The sequence below is a fragment of the Cognatundibacterium rugosum genome, from assembly GCF_014284365.1.
In the GTDB taxonomy this organism is placed as follows: Bacteria; Pseudomonadota; Gammaproteobacteria; order Burkholderiales; family Burkholderiaceae_D; genus Undibacterium; species Undibacterium rugosum.
The window spans coordinates 91322-109986 of record NZ_JACOGG010000004.1 but is presented as its reverse complement, the minus strand read 5'-3'; the positions used below and the strand labels follow the sequence as shown (position 1 = coordinate 109986).

The 18665-nt window shown below is 52.7% G+C and carries 16 protein-coding genes; all 16 read left to right on the top strand.

What is annotated here, in order from left to right; translation table 11 throughout:
- The first annotated feature begins 7 nt into the window (after positions 1-7).
- Positions 8-970 carry a 16S rRNA (cytosine(1402)-N(4))-methyltransferase RsmH gene (gene rsmH, locus H8K47_RS05180; RefSeq protein WP_186880363.1) on the top strand — a complete coding sequence of 321 codons (963 nt, stop codon included), beginning with the start codon at positions 8-10 and terminating at the stop codon, positions 968-970.
- Positions 967-1239: a cell division protein FtsL gene (gene ftsL, locus H8K47_RS05175; RefSeq protein WP_186880362.1), complete on the top strand. Its 273-nt coding sequence runs from the start codon at positions 967-969 to the stop codon at positions 1237-1239. The genes rsmH and ftsL overlap by 4 nt, the downstream gene beginning before the upstream one ends.
- A complete protein-coding gene (locus H8K47_RS05170) occupies positions 1236-2999 on the top strand; it encodes a peptidoglycan D,D-transpeptidase FtsI family protein (protein ID WP_186880361.1) in 1764 nt (587 codons plus the stop codon). Before ftsL ends, H8K47_RS05170 begins: the two co-directional genes overlap by 4 nt.
- On the top strand, positions 2999-4519 hold the full coding sequence (locus H8K47_RS05165; RefSeq protein ID WP_186880360.1) for a UDP-N-acetylmuramoyl-L-alanyl-D-glutamate--2,6-diaminopimelate ligase: 1521 nt from the start codon (positions 2999-3001) through the stop codon (positions 4517-4519). The genes H8K47_RS05170 and H8K47_RS05165 overlap by 1 nt, the downstream gene beginning before the upstream one ends.
- Complete coding sequence (locus tag H8K47_RS05160; protein ID WP_186880359.1) at positions 4519-5913, top strand: UDP-N-acetylmuramoyl-tripeptide--D-alanyl-D-alanine ligase; 1395 nt, start codon at positions 4519-4521, stop codon at positions 5911-5913. The genes H8K47_RS05165 and H8K47_RS05160 overlap by 1 nt, the downstream gene beginning before the upstream one ends.
- An 18-nt stretch (positions 5914-5931) precedes the next feature.
- Positions 5932-7101 (top strand): phospho-N-acetylmuramoyl-pentapeptide-transferase, encoded by a 1170-nt coding sequence (mraY, locus tag H8K47_RS05155; protein ID WP_186880358.1) that lies wholly within the window; start codon positions 5932-5934, stop codon positions 7099-7101.
- 63 nt (positions 7102-7164) lie between these two features.
- A complete protein-coding gene (murD, locus tag H8K47_RS05150) occupies positions 7165-8667 on the top strand; it encodes a UDP-N-acetylmuramoyl-L-alanine--D-glutamate ligase (RefSeq protein ID WP_186880357.1) in 1503 nt (500 codons plus the stop codon).
- An 83-nt stretch (positions 8668-8750) separates the two neighbouring features.
- Positions 8751-9884, top strand: coding sequence for a putative lipid II flippase FtsW (gene ftsW, locus H8K47_RS05145; RefSeq protein WP_408057828.1), 1134 nt, complete (start codon positions 8751-8753; stop codon positions 9882-9884).
- Positions 9881-10987, top strand: a complete 1107-nt coding sequence (gene murG / locus H8K47_RS05140; RefSeq protein WP_186880355.1) for an undecaprenyldiphospho-muramoylpentapeptide beta-N-acetylglucosaminyltransferase — start codon at positions 9881-9883, stop codon at positions 10985-10987. Before ftsW ends, murG begins: the two co-directional genes overlap by 4 nt.
- Positions 10984-12369, top strand: a complete 1386-nt coding sequence (gene murC, locus H8K47_RS05135) for a UDP-N-acetylmuramate--L-alanine ligase (protein WP_186880354.1) — start codon at positions 10984-10986, stop codon at positions 12367-12369. The genes murG and murC overlap by 4 nt, the downstream gene beginning before the upstream one ends.
- 51 nt (positions 12370-12420) lie before the next feature.
- Positions 12421-13380: a D-alanine--D-alanine ligase gene (locus H8K47_RS05130; protein WP_230405128.1), complete on the top strand. Its 960-nt coding sequence runs from the start codon at positions 12421-12423 to the stop codon at positions 13378-13380.
- A gap of 29 nt (positions 13381-13409) precedes the next feature.
- Positions 13410-14192, top strand: coding sequence for a cell division protein FtsQ/DivIB (locus H8K47_RS05125; protein ID WP_186880353.1), 783 nt, complete (start codon positions 13410-13412; stop codon positions 14190-14192).
- Complete coding sequence (gene ftsA / locus H8K47_RS05120; protein ID WP_186880352.1) at positions 14189-15421, top strand: cell division protein FtsA; 1233 nt, start codon at positions 14189-14191, stop codon at positions 15419-15421. The genes H8K47_RS05125 and ftsA overlap by 4 nt, the downstream gene beginning before the upstream one ends.
- Positions 15422-15543: 122 nt before the next feature.
- Positions 15544-16743, top strand: coding sequence for a cell division protein FtsZ (ftsZ, locus tag H8K47_RS05115; protein ID WP_186880467.1), 1200 nt, complete (start codon positions 15544-15546; stop codon positions 16741-16743).
- A 196-nt stretch (positions 16744-16939) separates the two neighbouring features.
- Positions 16940-17446 (top strand): peroxiredoxin, encoded by a 507-nt coding sequence (locus H8K47_RS05110; RefSeq protein ID WP_186880351.1) that lies wholly within the window; start codon positions 16940-16942, stop codon positions 17444-17446.
- Between the two features lie 178 nt (positions 17447-17624).
- Positions 17625-18560: a UDP-3-O-acyl-N-acetylglucosamine deacetylase gene (gene lpxC, locus H8K47_RS05105; RefSeq protein ID WP_186880350.1), complete on the top strand. Its 936-nt coding sequence runs from the start codon at positions 17625-17627 to the stop codon at positions 18558-18560.
- Positions 18561-18665: the final 105 nt, after the last annotated feature.

Here is an 18665-nt window from a genome sequence, read left to right as displayed (position 1 = left end):
GCGAGCAATGACCAATCAGCAGGCGACAGAATTCACGCACACCACCGTGCTTTTGCACGAGGCGGTGGATGCCCTCGATCTGAGTGGCGAGCGTGCGCATGGTACCTACATCGACGGCACTTTTGGCCGTGGCGGGCATAGCCGCCTGATCCTGGAAAAATTATCGGAACGCGGTCGTCTGATCGCGTTTGATAAAGATACTCAGGCTATCGCCAATGCCGCAGAAATACGCGATCCGCGTTTTACGATCGTACACAACAGTTTTGCGACCATCACAGAAGCGCTGGCGCAATTACAAATACAGCACGTAGACGGTGTGTTACTTGACCTCGGCATTTCTTCGCCGCAGGTGGATGATGCCGCACGTGGATTCAGTTTTCGGGCCGATGGTCCACTCGATATGCGCATGGATACCACCCGTGGTATCTCAGCAGCAGAATGGCTGGCGCATGAAGACGAGGAAAAAATCAGGGAGGTGATTAAGAATTATGGGGAAGAACGGTTTGCTTTTCAGATTGCAAAGGCGATTGTTGCTTGCCGGAAAACGGATCCCATTACTGGAACCCGACAACTTGCACAACTGGTCGCACACGCCGTCAAAACTCGCGAGAAGGGTAAGGACCCGGCAACTCGCACCTTTCAGGCTATACGGATTTACATCAATAAAGAGCTCGAAGATCTCGAAGTAGGTCTGGATGCCGCCTATGCAGCGCTGGCACCGCAGGCGCGTATGTCGGTGATCAGCTTCCATTCGCTGGAAGACCGCATCGTCAAGCAATTCTTTGCCTCTAAGGTCAAGGTCGAGCAACCTGACCGCCGCCTGCCTATACGTCAGACGGAACTGCCTCAACCCAAAATGCGTCTGGTGGAGCGTATCAAGCCATCTGAACAAGAAATCGCAGTGAATCCGCGTTCGCGCTCCGCGATTTTACGTGTGGCAGAGCGTCTGCCGGATGGGGGCTTGCAATGAACAGGCTCAATATCGTGCTCGCAACCATGCTGATCAGTTGTGCACTACTGCTGATCAATGCGCAGTATCAGGCGCGTCGCCTGTTTATTGAGCTCGAGCGCGAACAGACCTTGAGTCGCCAGTATGAATTGCAATGGACCCAGCTCAAACTGGATCAGTCTACGCTGGGTAAGCATTCGCGCATCCAGGCCACAGCTGCCAGTGAACTGAATATGCTGCCGATCACACCCGATCGCACGCAGTATTTGAAAGCGGTGGAAGTCAAATGAGCCGCAGCCGCAACATGTCCCGCACGGCCGCCTCGCGCGGTGTCGCTTATGCGTCAAATCCTTTACTGGAAGTGAAGCTGCCGACCTGGCGTTCGCGCCTGGTGCTGTTCCTGTTGTTCAGCGCGTTTTTTGCGTTGATCGCACGTGCTTTATTCCTGCAAGTGAAAAGCACAGACTTTTTGCAAAAGCAGGGAGCCAGCCGTTATACCCGCAACATAGAATTGCCTGCCACGCGCGGCAAAATCACGGACAGAAATGGTCAGGTGCTGGCGTCTTCTGTGCCAGTGCGTGCAATTTGGGCCGATCCGGAAGATGTGCGTGCTGCACCCGCAGACAAATTAAGCCAGCTGGCCATCCTGTTGGAAATGAGCGAGCCCGACTTGCGTAAGAAGCTCGATTCTGACCGTCAGCTGGTGTACCTGAAGCGTCAGGTTGAAATGCCAGTGGCGGAAAAAATTCTGGCTTTGGGCATCCCTGGTATCGAAGCACGTAAAGAATATAAACGCTATTACCCCGAAGGTGAGGTAATGGCACATGTGGTTGGCTTTACCAGCGTAGAAGATATCGGGCAGGAAGGGATAGAGCTGGCTTCAGAAAAAAATCTGGCAGGTAAGCCGGGCAGCCGCCGCGTAATCAAAGACCGTCTGGGTCGTATCGTGGAAGATATACAGGCGATTCGTGAACCCCATGATGGCAAGGAACTGACCCTGTCGATAGATAGCAAAATTCAGTATATCGCTTTCACCCATCTGAAGCAGGCGGTCGAAAAACATAAAGCCAAGGCCGGTGGTGCGGTTGTGATTGATGTACAGACTGGCGAAGTGCTGGCGCTGGTGAACCTGCCTACTTATAACCCGAATGACCGTTCAGTACTGACCGGTGCACAATTGCGTAACCGGGTACTGACCGATACCTTTGAACCCGGTTCGACCATGAAGCCGTTTCCGGTCGCATGGGCGCTGGAAACCGGACGTGTGACGCCGGACACTATCATAGAAACTGCACCTGGCGTGATGAAAATCGGTCCGGAAACGATACACGATGCGCATAAACAAGGCTCGCTGACAGTATCTCAGGTGATACAGAAATCTTCAAACATCGGCACTGTCAAAATGGCGTTGCAAATGCCGCCTAAAGAAATGTGGGAGCTATTTACCACCGTTGGCTTTGGTCAGCAGCCGAAAATCGGTTTCCCCGGTGCAGTCGCAGGTCGCTTACGTAACCACAAAAACTGGCGTCCTATCGAACAGGCGACGATGAGCTATGGCCATGGTGTGTCGGTATCGCTGATCCAGATGGCGCGTGCTTACACCATCTTTGCACGCAATGGCGATCTGATTCCCTTGACCTTTGAAAAAACGACAGAAATGCCGCGTGGTCAGCGTGTGATTTCCGAAAAAACCGCGCAGCAAATGCGTCTGATGATGGAATCGGTGACTGAACCGGGCGGGACTGCACCCCAGGCTCGTATCGCTGGCTATCGGGTGGCCGGTAAAACCGGTACCGCACATAAACTTGAAGGCGGTCATTACGTCAAAAAATACGTAGGTGATTTCGTTGGCTTTGCACCGGTTTCTAATCCACGTGTGATTGTCGCAGTAATGATCGATGAGCCGACTGTCGGTGGCTATTACGGCGGTGTAGTCGCCGCACCGGTATTTGCTACCATCACGGCCAATGTTTTGCGCTCTATGAATGTTCCTCCTGACTCTTCAGTGACCAGGATTATTCCTGATACCAGTGTACAGGAGAGCATGTAATGATCAACACCGATGTCTCCATGAACGAAATTTTAAACTGGCTCAGAACGCATGCGACAGGTGCGCAGCTGTGTTCGAATTCCCGACAGATACTGGCGGGTGACGTATTTTTCGCGCTGCTGACCCATCAGGGTGATGGCCGTCATTTCATCGCGCAAGCCATAGAGCAGGGTGCAGCGGCTATCGTCTATGAAGCCGCAGATTTTAGCTGGCAAGCTGACTGGGCCGTGCCGCATCTGGCGGTACCGGATTTACACAGCCATGTCGCAGAGCTGGCGGCTGCCTGGTACGCGCATCCTGACCAGTCTATGCATACTGTGGGCGTCACTGGCACCAATGGCAAGACTTCATGTACGCAATGGATAGCAAAGGCTTTGTCTCAGCTTAAATGCGATACCGCTGTCATCGGCACGCTGGGCGTGGGACTGTATCAGCAGGGCAGCGTCGCGCATTTGCAGGAAACTGGCTTCACTACACCGGATGCGATACAACTACAGCGGGCCTTAGGTGGCTTGCGCGATCAGGGGGCGCAGGCACTGGCAATTGAGGTGTCGTCGATAGGACTGGATCAGGGGCGTTTGAATGCCATGCATTTTGATACTGCCTTGCTGACTAATCTGACCCGTGACCATCTCGATTATCACGGCGATATGCAGAACTACGCAGCGGCGAAGCAGCGTTTGTTTGACTGGTCAGGCCTGAAAAATGCGATCGTGAATCTGGATGACGCATTTGGAATGCAAATGCTGCAGCATGTACGTGAGCAGCATCCTGCAGTGAATGTGCTGAGTTATAGCCTGGAAAAAAATGCAGAAGATGGCAGCGCAACACTGCTGGCTACACATTTGAAGACTAGCCATGCCGGTACCAGCTTTCATCTCGATTCCCCATTTGGTCATGCCCAGGTCAAGACACAATTGATTGGCCGCTTCAATATCAGCAATGTACTCGGTGTGATTGCCGTACTGCTGGCTAAGGGCATTCCATTCGCCAAAGCAGTGGCAGTAATCGAAAAGCTGGAGCCGGTTCCTGGTCGTATGCAATTACTCGGTTCGCCTGGCCACGCCATGGTCGTGATCGATTACGCACACACACCGGATGCTTTGCAAAAAACACTGGAAACTTTGCTGCCGGTAGCGACTGAACGCGCAGGCCAGCTCTGGTGTGTCTTTGGTTGCGGCGGTGACCGGGATCCGGGCAAGCGTCCGCAGATGGGACTGGTCGCAGAAACCGCACAGCATGTTGTAGTGACCAGTGATAATCCGCGCACCGAAGATCCATCCGCCATCATCGCTCAGATTGTGGCGGGTATGCGCCGTCAGGCGCATGTGATCGAAGACCGCGCATCTGCCATTTTGTATGCAATCAAACATGCGAGCGACCACGATGTCATTCTGCTCGCTGGTAAAGGCCACGAAACCTATCAGGATATTCAGGGAAAAAAATGGCCATTTTCTGATCAGGAGCACGCCTCGCTGGCGCTGGCCACGGTCGCTACCAGCATGAAGAGGACTTCCTAATGCAAACCACGCTACAGCACTTATTGCCCGCACTCAGCCAGGCTCGCTTCCATACCAACCTGACTGCCGATGTCAGCCTAAGCGGTGTGACGACTGACAGCCGCCGTATTGCGCCAGGTAATTTATTCGTGGCGCTGCGCGGCGACAATTTTGATGCGCATGATTTTCTTGAGCAGGTTGCCAGCTCCAGTGCTGCTGCCGTTATCGCTGAACGCGTGCCGGCCAATTTTGCACTGCCTGCCATCATCGTGCCGGATACCAAGCTGGCACTGGCAGAAACCGGGCGTTACTGGCGTCAGCAATTTACTTTGCCTGTAATCGGTGTCACTGGCAGTAATGGTAAGACCACCGTGAAAGAGATGATCGCCTCGATTTTGGCGACTGCGTTTGGTGAAACTGCCCGCCTGTCGACCAGCGGCAATCTGAATAATGAAATCGGCGTGCCGCTAACCTTGCTCGGACTGACATCGCAACATCGTGCTGCGGTGATAGAAATGGGCATGAATCATCCCGGTGAAATTGCCTTGCTGGCTTCAGTTGCACAACCCGGTGTCGTGCTGGTCAATAACGCACAACGAGAACATCAGGAATTTATGCAGACGGTGCAGGCCGTGGCAGAAGAAAATGGTTCAGCCATCCTTGCCTTGCCTCAGGATGGCGTGGCGGTATTCCCGTATGCAGATGAGTACAGCGCCTTGTGGACCGCGTATGCGAAAGAGTCCGGTCAGCGCCGTATTCTGCGTTTTGGTTTGCAGGCAGAGGCGGAAGTCAGTGCCTGCTATGTGCCGCAACAATTTGGCAGTTTGTTGACGGCCAGTTTTCTGGGGCGCAGCCTCAGTATACGTTTGCATGCGGCCGGTGAACACAATGTGCTGAATGCCTTGGCTGCTGCTGCCTGCTGTCTGGCGATAGGGATAGCAGATGCACAAATTGTGCAGGGGCTGGAAGCATTTGCGCCTGTCAAAGGCAGACTGCAGGCGCAAACCCTGTGCAATGGCGCGCTGCTGATCGATGACACGTATAACGCCAATCCGGATTCGGTGCGCGCTGCAATCGATGTGCTGCGCCAGTCGGCCGGACCACGCATACTGGTGCTCGGTGATATGGGCGAAGTGGGCGTGAACGGGCCGCAGTTTCATGCCGAGATCGGTGCGTATGCACGCGAGTCCGGCATCACCCATCTGTACTTGCTGGGCGAGCTGGTGGCGCATGCGGTCAGTGCTTATGGCGCAGGTGCGCAACATTTTGCCAACGTAGAGGGGCTGCAAAGCGCGCTGGCAGCCGCACTCACAGCAGACTGCACTGTGCTGGTGAAAGGCTCACGCTTCATGAAAATGGAAAGGGTCGTGCAATATCTGGCGAGCCAGACCGAATTTGTATCAACACACCAATAACAAAAGAAAGTTTTTAGCATGTTGCTTTGGTTAGCAGAATATTTTAAGTCAGATCTGGGATTGCTACGCGTCTTTGGATTCATCACCTTTCGCGCGGTATTCGCCACCATGACTGCACTGTCGATCGGCATTTTTGCCGGACCGGCGGTGATACGTATGCTGACCCGCATGAAAGTTGGCCAGGCGGTGCGCGGCTATGGAATGGAAACGCATCTGGTCAAATCCGGTACGCCGACCATGGGCGGCGCTTTGATTTTGCTGTCGATAGGGATTTCTACCTTGTTGTGGGCCGATCTGAGTAACCGTTTTGTCTGGATCGTGCTGATCGTGACTTTGGGATATGGCGCGATCGGCTGGGTCGATGATTACCGTAAGGTGGTGCACAAAGATCCGGAAGGCATGCGTTCGCGTGAAAAGTATTTCTGGCAATCGGTGATTGGTATTGCAGCTGCGTTTTACCTCGCGTTTTCGGTATCTGCGCCAAGCGGCTCTAAAATTCTGGAGTTGATTTACGCCTGGGTACAGTCAGGTTTCAGCATGTACCTGCCACCTAAGGCCGATCTGATCGTGCCTTTCTTTAAATCGATCAGTTATCCGCTGGGCGTCTGGGGCTTTATTTTCCTGACCTATTGCGTGATTGTGGGCACCTCAAATGCAGTGAACTTCACCGATGGTCTGGATGGTCTGGCGATTATGCCTATCATCATGGTCGGTGTGGCGCTGGGCTTGTTTGCGTATTTATCCGGTCACGTGGTGTATTCCAAATACCTGTTGATTCCCTATATTCCGGGTGCCGGTGAGTTGCTGATTTTCTGTGGCGCGATGGCAGGTGCCGGTTTGGCCTTTCTGTGGTTTAACGCCCATCCGGCGCAGGTATTCATGGGTGACGTTGGCGCGCTGGCGCTGGGCGGTGCTTTGGGAACGATCGCTGTGATCGTCAGACAGGAAATCGTGCTGTTCATCATGGGCGGTATTTTTGTTGCTGAAACCCTGTCCATTATCTTGCAGGTTTCGTATTTTAAGTTCACCAAAAAGCGCTATGGCGCTGGTCGCCGCTTATTCCTGATGGCGCCACTGCATCATCATTTTGAGAAGAAAGGCTGGAAGGAAACGCAGGTGGTGGTGCGCTTCTGGATCATTACCATGTTGTTGGTGCTGATCGGTTTGTCGTCGCTGAAACTGCGTTAATCCAATGCGCAAAGCGGGTCGTTTTTTTGTATCGTTATTGAGAAAAAGTGGATGTAGCCGGGTATGAATTATTCTGATCAACACGTACTGGTTCTGGGACTCGGTGAGTCCGGTCTGGCAATGGCGCGCTGGTTGTTGCGTGCCGGTGCCACCCTGCGTGTGGCAGATACACGTAGCCAGCCTGAGCGTTTGCCTGCGCTGCAGGCGCTGTCTGACGCGGTGGAGTTCGTGCCCGGTGAGTTTCAGCCTTCGTTGCTGGATGGGATCACGCTGATTGCTGTCAGTCCTGGTCTGGCACCCGGTAAAGAATTAGCCAGCTTGCTGCCGCTGGCGCAGGAACGTCAAATCCCGGTCTGGGGCGAGATGGAAATCTTCGCACAGGCTTTGCAGGCGTTGCGTGAACAAACTGCTTACCAACCCAAAGTGATTGCGATCACCGGCACCAATGGTAAGACCACAGTGACCAGCATGGTTGGTCTATTGTGTGAACGCGCAGGCTTGCAAACCCGGATTGCGGGCAATATCAGCCCGGCGGTACTGGACGTCTTGCTCGAATGTGTGGAGCAGCAGACGTTACCGCAGGTCTGGGTGCTGGAATTATCCAGCTTCCAGTTGCACAGCACCTATAGCCTGAAACCGGATGTGGCAACGGTATTAAATATCAGCCAGGATCATCTGGACTGGCATGGCAGCCTGACGGCATATAGTCAGGACAAGGCCAGAATATTTGGCGAAGGCACCATACAGGTACTCAATCGCGATGATGCGCAAGTCATGATCATGGCTAAGAGCGGTGCTGCGGTGGTGAGTTTCGGTTGTTCCGCACCTGATTATCTGCATGATCTTGGTCTGTTACATGAACATGGTATGACCTGGCTGGTTACCGCGAATCCGGCTGAAGATATACCGGTCGTGAGCAGTCGTCGCAAGAAAAAAGAAGCGGAAGAAATTCCCGTGATTTTGACGCGCTTAATGCCGGTCGATGCCTTGCAGATCCGTGGCCAGCATAATGCCAGCAATGCGCTGGCTGCGCTGGCACTATGCCGTGGCATCGGTTTGCCGCTGGCGCCTTTACTGCATGCGCTGCGTGACTACAAAGGTGAACCGCATCGGGTAGAGACCGTCGCGACGGTGGCAGGCGTCGATTACGTCGATGACAGTAAGGGCACCAATGTTGGTGCTACCGTCGCTGCCTTAACCGGACTGGGGCAACAATTAGGCGCGGGTGCCCGACGCATTGTGTTGATCGCCGGTGGTGATGGTAAGGGGCAGGATTTTTCTCCTTTAAGCGATCCGGTCAGTCGCTACACCAAAGCGGTACTGCTGATCGGTAAAGACAAAGACGTGTTACGTCAGGTATTGACAGAGTCCGGTGTGGAGCTGCAAGACCATGCCACACTGGAAGCCGCTACTGCAGCGGCCGCTGTGATGGCACAGGAAGGCGACATCGTGTTGTTATCGCCAGCATGCGCCAGTCTGGACATGTTCCGTAATTATGCACACCGTGCTGAAGTGTTCATTGCCAGCGTGCGTGAGATCGCGCTGGAACGCGGGGAGGTCTGCTGATGAAGCAATTATTGCTTCCATTGCAGAAATTACTTCCGTTTTCGGCTCCCGGGCCGGAGACGCAGCTGGTGCATCGTTCCAAAATGATGAACTACGATGAGCTGCTGGTGTGGGTCACCATGATACTGATGTTATTCGGTATGGTCATGGTGTATTCCGCCTCGATTGCTTTACCGGATTCGCCGAAATACGCGAATTACAAGAACAACCACTTCCTGCTGCGGCAGGCGATGTTTATTTTGATTTCTGTTGTGGCTGGTGCTTTTGCCTTTCGGATTCCGGTTGCTACCTGGCAAAAACTGGCGCCGTATTTGTTTGTTGCCACCCTGATTTTACTGGTCATCGTGCTGGTGCCGGGTCTGGGTAAGGGGGTCAATGGTGCGAAACGCTGGATTTCTCTGAAGGTGCTCAACCTGCAGCCGTCGGAATTCATGAAAATGTTCATGGTGTTGTATGCGGCTGATTACACGGTCAGGAAGCAGGAATACATGCATAAACTGACCAAGGGCTTTCTGCCTATGATGGCGGCGGTCGCAGTGGTCGGATTATTGCTGCTGGCAGAACCGGATATGGGGGCCTTCATGGTGATCGCGGTGATCGCGATGGGCATCTTATTTTTGGGTGGGATTAATGGAGTCTGGTTCGGCGGTATTGCAGCGATGCTGGTCGGTATTTTCACCATGGTGATTGTGTTGTCGCCGTGGCGCAGGGAGCGGATTTTTGCTTACCTGAGCCCTTTCCAGGAAGATCATGCGCTCGGTAAGGCTTACCAGCTCACGCACTCTCTGATCGCTTTTGGCCGTGGAGAAATTTTTGGTGTCGGTCTCGGTGCCAGCGTAGAGAAACTGCATTATCTGCCGGAAGCGCATACCGATTTTCTGCTGGCGGTGATCGGTGAGGAGTTAGGCTTCTTCGGTGTGACTGCCGTGATCCTGCTGTTTTATTTTTTGGTCAAACGCGCCTTTGAAATCGGCCGTCAGGCGATCGCGCTGGATCAGACTTTTGCCGGCCTGACTGCCAAGGGTATCGGTTTATGGATAGGCGTACAGACCTTCATTAATATGGGGGTGAACCTGGGCTTGCTGCCAACCAAAGGACTGACTTTGCCGTTAATGAGTTATGGTGGTTCAGGTGTGATGATTAACTGTGTAGGACTGGCGATTTTGTTACGGGTCGATTTTGAAAACAGGGTACTGATGCGCGGAGGCCGCTTATGATCAAGCGCAACGCGGGCAATACTCAGAAAACATTGATGATTATGGCGGCTGGTACCGGCGGCCATATTTTCCCTGGACTGGCGATTGCCGATTTCATGCGTGAACGCGGCTGGCAGGTAAGCTGGCTGGGCACCCAGGCTGGGATGGAAAATCAGATTGTGCCGCAACATGGCATCGCTATGGATACGCTGGATTTCCGTGGCTTGCGTGGCAAAGGTCTGCGTCATAGCCTGAGCGGTGCATGGAAACTGATCAGCAGTTTCTTCGCTTGCTATCGTCTGATCGGTCAGCGCAAACCGGATGTGGTATTAGGCATGGGCGGTTATGTGACCGTGCCCGGCGGCGTCATGGCAGCCTGCCGTGGTGTGCCGCTGGTCTTGATGAATGCGGATGCCGCTTTGCTGTTATCAAATAAAGTGTTGCAGCCATTGGCACAGCATTTATTGTTTGGCTTACCGGCAGCAGGAATGTCCGGCGCTGCACAGATGGATGGAAAATTGCGCCTGACCGGTAATCCTATCCGGCGTGAAATTTGTGAATTGCCAGCACCGGCGCAACGTTATGCGCAGCGTCAGGGCCCATTACGTATTCTGATCGTGGGTGGCAGTCTGGGTGCAAAAGTACTCAATGAAACCTTGCCTCAAGCGTTGGCGTTACTGGCACCGGAACAACGTCCGGTCGTCACGCATCAGTCCGGTAAACAGCATATCACCGCTTTGCGTACACAGTATCAGCAAGCCGGGGTGGAGGCCGAGGTGCTTGATTTTATCGATGATATGCCACGCCGTTATGCCGATGCCGATCTGGTGATTTGTCGTGCCGGCGCGATTACAGTCTCTGAATTAACAGCTGCAGGTGTCGCAAGTATTCTGGTGCCTTTCATGGCATCCAGCACTTCGCATCAGAAGCAGAACGCGGAATGGATGGCGCAACAACAGGCCGCAATTTTTATTAGCCAAAGCGGGCTTACGGCCGATACTTTGGCAACACAGTTGTCTACTCTGAGCCGAGCTGATTGCCTGCGTATGGCAGAAACGGCTTATCAGTTGGGACAACGCGCGGCGACGCAACAGATCGCCACTATTTTGGAAGCATTAGCATGAAACACAAAGTCAAGCATATTCATTTTGTCGGTATCGGCGGTTCCGGTATGAGCGGGATCGCCGAGGTCTTACTGAATCTTGGATATACCATTTCCGGCTCCGACCTCAGCACCAATGCGGCATCGCAGCGGCTGGCAGAGCTGGGTGCCGACGTGAAACTGGGCCATGCTGAAGAACACATAGCCGGAGCTGACGCGATTGTCACATCAACGGCAGTCAAAGCCGACAATCCAGAGGTCCTTGCTGCGCGTACGCGTCACATTCCTATCGTGCCACGTGCCATGATGCTGGCAGAACTGATGCGTTTGAAAAGCGGTATTGCGATTGCCGGTACTCATGGTAAAACCACGACCACCAGTCTGGTTGCCAGCGTGCTGGCACAAGGTGGTTTAGATCCAACCTTTGTGATCGGTGGCCGCCTCAATAGTGCAGGTGCAAATGCCAAACTTGGCAGCGGTGATTTCATCGTAGCGGAAGCCGATGAATCGGATGCGTCTTTCCTTAATCTGCTGCCAGTGATCGAAGTGATCACCAATATCGATGCGGATCATATGGAAACTTATGGCCACGACTTTGGCCGTTTGAAACAGGCTTTTGTGGAGTTTACCCAGCGGCTGCCTTTTTATGGGGTGGCGGTGCTATGTCTGGATGATGCCAATGTACGTGAAATCATGCCGCAGATTTCCAAGCCCATCGTCAGCTATGGCTTTCATGAAGAGGCTGATGTACGTGCAATCAATGCGCGTGCGGGTGGCGGCAAGATGCATTTCACCGTGGTTCAGCAAGGCTATGCTGATATGCAGGTCAGCCTGAATCAGCCTGGTATGCACAATGTGCAGAATGCCTGCGCCGCCATTGCGATTGCACGTGAAGTCGGGGTGGAAGACAGTGCGACCCAGAAAGCCTTGAGTGAATTTAACGGTGTGGGCCGTCGCTTTACCCGCTACGGCGAAATCCCGCTGGCGAAAGGCGGCAGCTTTGCGCTGGTTGATGATTATGGACATCATCCGGTGGAAATGGCGGCCACGCTGGCAGCTGCACGCGGTGCGTATCCGGATCGTCGTCTGGTGCTGGCATTTCAACCGCACCGTTATACCCGGACCCGTGATTTGTTTGAAGACTTCGTGCGTGTGATTTCCACTGCTGACGCGGTGGTGTTGGCCGAAGTTTATGCGGCCGGTGAAACAGCGATTCAGGCAGCGGATGGCCGCGCACTGACCCGCGCCTTGCGTGTGATGGGTAAGGTAGAACCTGTGTTTATTGAGTCTATCCAGGATATGCCGGATGGCTTACTGCATGTTTTGCAGGACGGTGATGTGCTGATCGTGATGGGTGCCGGATCGATCAGTGGCATACCGGGAAAATTAGCGCACAATCAGTAACTATCATTAGTCGAAAACTGAATACAGAATACAGAAAACCGAGATACGAAAATGAGTGATTTTGATATGCAATCCTTGGGTAAAGTAGGTGTACTGTTCGGCGGTCGTTCTGCTGAGCGCGAAGTCTCGCTGATGTCCGGTAACGGCGTATTAGCTGCTCTGCGCAGCAAGGGCGTAGATGCGCATCCTTTTGACCCGGCAGAGCGCAGCGTGGCAGAACTGCAGGCGGAAAAATTTGATCGCGTGTTCATCGCGCTGCATGGCCGCTACGGTGAAGATGGCAGCCTGCAGGGCGTGCTCGAACAATGCAATATTCCTTACACCGGTAGCGGCGTCATGGCCTGTGCGATAGGGATGGATAAGATCTTCACTAAGCGCATCTGGCAAACCCACGGCATCAGTACGCCGGGCTATGCAGTGCTGAATGCCCAGTCGGATTTGCAGACATTAGCTCAGAATCTGGGCTTGCCCATGATACTGAAGCCGCCGCATGAAGGTTCGACCATCGGTATCACCAAAGTCAATCATACTGCTGACATACAACAGGCTTATACTCTCGCCGCGCAATTTGATGAAGTGGTGCTGGCAGAAGAATTTATTGAAGGCCGTGAATTCACGGTCGCGATCCTGGGTCGTGGCGAACAGGCTTATGCCTTGCCGGTGATAGAAATCGTGGCACCGGAAGGTAATTACGATTATCAAAACAAATATTTCACGGACGATACCAAGTATCAGTGCCCGGCTCCCTTGCCTGCGGAGCTGACGGCGACTATCCAGAAAATGGCTGTGGATGCCTATCGTGCACTTGATTGTGAGGGCTGGGCACGTATTGATGTGCTGGTGCGTGAATCGGATCAGCGTCCCTTCCTGCTGGAGATTAACACCTCTCCAGGCATGACCGGACATTCTCTGGTGCCGATGGCGGCCAAAGCAGTGGGTATGAGTTACGAAGATTTATGTGTAGAGATATTGAAGACGGCACGCCTTAAAATTTCAGGTGAGAAGTCCTGAGCAGGTATGCGGAGCGGAGTGTAAATTTTATGTGGCATGACGTCAGACTGATGAACAATACCGCCAATGCCTTGTTTGGTTTGGTATTGCTCGCGCTGATCGCCTCAGGCGTATGGTGGGTGATCCACAGGCCTATGTTTACGCTGACCACAATCAAGGTGGAAGGCGTCAATCACGCCGGCCTGCGCCACGTGAATACACTCACGATACGCAATAATGCGATTCCTAAGCTACGCGGGAATTTTTTTACGGCCAACCTGGACTCAGTACGCGCTGCATTTGAAAGCGTGCCTTGGGTCAGGAAAGCCGCAGTACAAAGAGAATGGCCGAACCGGTTGGTGATTTCACTGGACGAACATGTGGCGCTGGGCACCTGGGGCGATCAGGGTAAGCTGTTATCAGTGAAGGGCGATGTGTTTACAGCAAATTTGGCGGAAGCAGAAGAAGACGCTGATCTGATCGCTTTTGCAGGGCCGGACGGCAGTGAAAAAGAAGTATTGTCGCAGTATATGCAGTTCAAAAACTGGTTTCAGAAAATCGGTTTGGAACCAGATGGCGTGACGTATTCAGGACGTTATGCATGGAGTGTGAAACTCAATAATGGCATGAATGTGGAGTTAGGCCGGGTGCAGGATGGCGATACGCTGAAAAATCGGGTGGACCGCTTAATGACGGTTTATCCACAGTTAATCGCCAGTTTGCAGGATAGTATAGAAAGCGTGGATATGCGTTACCCGAATGGTCTGGCTTTAAAGTCCAGTCATAGCGCTGTGGGTTCAAAAAAGCAAATAAAAGCAAGTGGAAAGACATGACAAAAGACGCTAAAAATCTGATCGTTGGTCTCGATATCGGGACATCCAAGATCGTGGCCGTAGTTGCCGAGGTGATGGCTGATGGCCGTCATGAAGTGATAGGCCTGGGTCAGCATGAATCTAAAGGCCTGAAAAAAGGTGTCGTGGTCAATATCGAGGCAACGGTTGAATCGATACAGCGCGCGCTGGAAGAAGCAGAGTTGATGGCGGACTGCAAAATCAGTCGCGTCTATACCGGTATCGCCGGTAGCCATATCCGTAGCTTCAACTCCAGCGGTATGGTGGCGATTAAGGATAAGGAAGTCACCGCAGCTGACGTGTCGCGTGTGATAGAAACCGCTAAGGCGGTCAACATCCCGACCGATCAGCAGTTGCTGCATACCCTGCCACAGGAATTCATCGTCGACAATCAGGATGATGTGCGCGAGCCTATTGGTATGAGCGGTATCCGTCTTGAGGTCAAAGTACATATCGTGACCGGTGCTGTATCGGCAGTACAGAATATCGTGAAGTGCGTGCGCCGTTGTGGTCTGGAAGTTTCTGATTTGATTTTGCAGCCGATGGCTTCGGCTGAAGCGGTGCTGACCCGCGATGAAAAAGAACTGGGTGTAGTGCTGATTGATATCGGTGGTGGCACTACGGATGTCGCGGTGTTCAGTGAAGGCGCAATACGACATACCGCCGTGATTCCTATCGCTGGCGACCAGATCACGAATGATATTGCGATGGCATTGCGTACACCAACTTCTGAAGCGGAAGAAATCAAAGTTCGCTTTGGTGTCGCCAAACAGGTTTTGGCGGATCCTGCCGATACGCTGGATGTACCGGGTCTGGGTGACCGTGGACCACGTTCCTTATCGCGTCAGGCGCTGGCTGCTGTGATCGAACCACGTGTGGAGGAATTGTTCGCACTGGTGCATCAGGTAGTACGTGAATCCGGTTATGAAGATGTGCTGTCGTCGGGCATCGTGCTCACTGGCGGATCTGCAGCCATGCCGGGTATGGTGGAGATGGCAGAAGACATCTTCCTCAAGCCTACCCGGTTGGGGATGCCAGCTTACACCGGTCAGCTGGCTGATGTGGTGCGCAGCCCGCGTTATGCCACCGTTTTAGGGTTGTTGTTGGAAGCGAAGAAGCAGTATTTGCGCGGTCATCTCGTGATACGGCAGGAAGGTTCTGCCAAAGCGGTGTGGCAACGCATGAAAGAGTGGTTTTTGGGGAATTTTTAAGCAGCTTTTTGTACCACATTTGGTGTAGTCATTTTATAATGGTCTGATATACAGTTATTAGTCGCTAGTCGTCTCATCCGTGATCATTAGCGACTGATAACTGCCTACCTGGAGGAGTCATGATGGAGTTCGATATGGTTGATAACGCCACACAAGGCACCGTAATTAAGGTTGTCGGCGTGGGTGGTGCAGGCGGTAATGCGGTTCAGCATATGATCAACAAAGGTGTGTCCGGCGTTGAATTTATCGCGGCAAATACAGATGCGCAGGCTTTGCTCGCATCGAAAGCGCACAATGTGATACAGATCGGTGATACCGGTCTGGGTGCCGGGATGAAACCGGAAGTCGGCCGTCAGCTGGCAGAAGAATCGCGTGCGCGCATCGAAGATGCGCTGCGCGGCGCGCACATGGTGTTTATCGCTGCCGGTATGGGCGGCGGCACCGGTACCGGTGCAGCTCCTGTTGTCGCGCAAGTCGCGAAAGAGTTAGGTGCACTGACCGTTGCGGTTGTGTCCAAGCCATTCTCTTACGAAGGTAAGAAGTGCATGGACATCGCGGATGAAGGTTTGGATGCACTGACCCAGCATGTGGATTCGCTCATCATTATTCTCAACGAGAAGCTCGAAGAGATTTATGAAGACGATAGCATGATCGAATGGCTGCAACATGCTGATGACGTGCTCAACAATGCGGTTGCAGGTATCGCTGAAATCATTAATGTACCAGGTCACATTAATGTCGATTTCAACGACGTCAAAACCATTATGGGTGAGCAGGGCAAAGCAATGATGGGTACCGCAACAGCTTCCGGCGTTGATCGTGCCCGTATCGCGGCGGAACAGGCAGTGGCTTCGCCTCTGCTCGATGGTATTGATCTGTCCGGTGCACGTGGTGTCCTGGTGAATGTCACTGCCAGCCGTGGTCTCAAAGGTAAAGAGATCAAGGAAGTCATGGCTGCTGTACGCGCGTTTGCTGCACCGGATGCATCTATCGCTCAGGGTATCGCTTACGATGACGCGATGGGTGACGATATCCGCGTGACTGTGGTTGCAACCGGCTTGGGTCGTGGTAAGAAAAATATCCAGCTGGTGCAAACTCCTGTACTGCGTACCGGTACCAATAACGAAACAGTGATGTCGGCTGCAGCAATGACAACGACCACCGTTTCCAACGGTATGGTGAATGCAGTGCCAGCGTTTGACGGGCTCAGCAAACCTGCCGTATGGCGCCGTGAATCTGCGTCAGACACAGTGCGCGCTCTGGAAAAAAATGGCATGGAAACCTATGACATTCCAGCTTTCCTGCGCAAACAGGCTGACTGATGATGTTGATTGGTCAGTGCTGCTCTGTCTGAAAAAACCTCGCTGCGGCGAGGTTTTTTTATCTTCGCGTTGAGCAGGAAATGCACTGCTCAGCAAAACTTCGTGCCTTGATGCATACTTCAGCCTGATCAGAAAAATGCAGTTTTTCTGATGTAGATCAATACGTTTCAACTTACCTATTTTGAAAGGAAACATCATGACGATTAAGATCGGCGATCAACTCCCAGCAGCAAGTCTGGCGGAATTCATAGAAGTGGAAGGCGAGGGCTGCACACTGGGCCCAAACACTTTCCAGGTAGCTGATCTGGTCAAAGGTAAAACCATCGCGATTTTCGGTTTGCCTGGCGCTTATACACCGACATGCTCGGCAAAACATGTACCTGGCTATATTGAGCATGCCGCTGCATTGAAAGCGAAGGGCGTGGATGAAATCTGGTGTGTTTCCGTGAATGATGCTTTCGTGATGGGTGCCTGGGGCCGCGACCAAAAAGCGACCGGTATTATCCGTATGATGGCAGATGGCAATGCTGCATTTTCCAAAGCACTGGGTCTGGATGCAGACTTCAGCCAGTTTGGTATGGGCACCCGTTCCCAGCGCTACTCCCTGCTCGCCGTGGATGGCGTGGTAAAGCAGCTCAACGTAGAAGCTGGTGGTAAGTTTGAAGTATCGAATGCAGAAACACTGCTGGCTCAGTTAGGCTGATCGTTTACAATCGTGATGAAAATGCCTGGCTTGTGCCGGGCATTTTTTTTGCAAAGAGGTCAGGTGATTGTGCTCAAACCTGAGCGTCACTGTCCGGCACACGCCACATTACTGTGAATAATTTAGCGCTTTTTCATCGCTGGCGATATGAATTGTCCTGAATCGCTATAATACGCCTATGTTAAAGCAAACCACTATCCAACAAACTGTCAGGACCGTCGGTGTCGGACTGCATTCCGGTACCAAAGTCGAACTGGTGCTGCGTCCCGCACCTGTCAATACCGGCATCATTTTCACCCGCATCGATCTGCAGCCGCCGCTGGTATTTCCTGCATCTGCGACTACCGTTGGTGATACCCGTATGGCTTCCACGCTGACCAATAACGGGCAGCGCGTCTCTACGGTTGAACATCTGCTGTCTGCCTGTGCCGGTCTGGGTGTAGATAATCTGTACATCGATGTGAGCGCAGAAGAAATCCCTATCATGGATGGCTCCGCCTCGTCTTTCGTGTATTTATTACAGCAAGCCGGATTGCAGCAACAGGATGCTGCCAAAAAATTTATCCGTGTGTTGAAGCCGGTCGAAATTCGTGAAGGTTCAGGCGCCAATGAGAAATGGGCGCGTCTGGAACCGTTTGATGGCTTCAAGCTACACTTTTTTATCGAGTTCAATCATCCGGCGGTCGATGGCACGGTACAGACTGCCGTGGTCGATTTTGAAAAAGTCTCGTTCGTGAAAGATGTGGCCAGAGCGCGTACTTTCGGCTTTATGCAAGATGTGGAAATGCTGCGTGGCATAGGACTGGCGCGTGGTGGCTCGATGGAAAATGCGATCGTGATGGATGAATACCGCATCCTGAATGCCGATGGCTTACGTTTCGATGATGAGTTTGTACGCCATAAAATCCTGGATGCGATCGGTGATTTATACCTGATCGGGCATCCATTTTTGGCCAGCTATACCGCCCATAAATCTGGTCATGGTTTGAATAATCAGCTATTGCGCGTGCTGTTATCGCAACCGGATGCGTATGAAATCGTCAGTTTTGATGATGAAAAAAATGCGCCCGTCACGTATGCAGAACAAAGTCAGCGTGAATGGGTGGCAGCCTGACAGCACAGGTATGAACGTATAGATATTGCGTAGGCAGCATAAATAAACGGCAATCTTCAGATTGCCGTTTTTGTTTGTATTCTCAATTCATCAGTCAGTTGACGG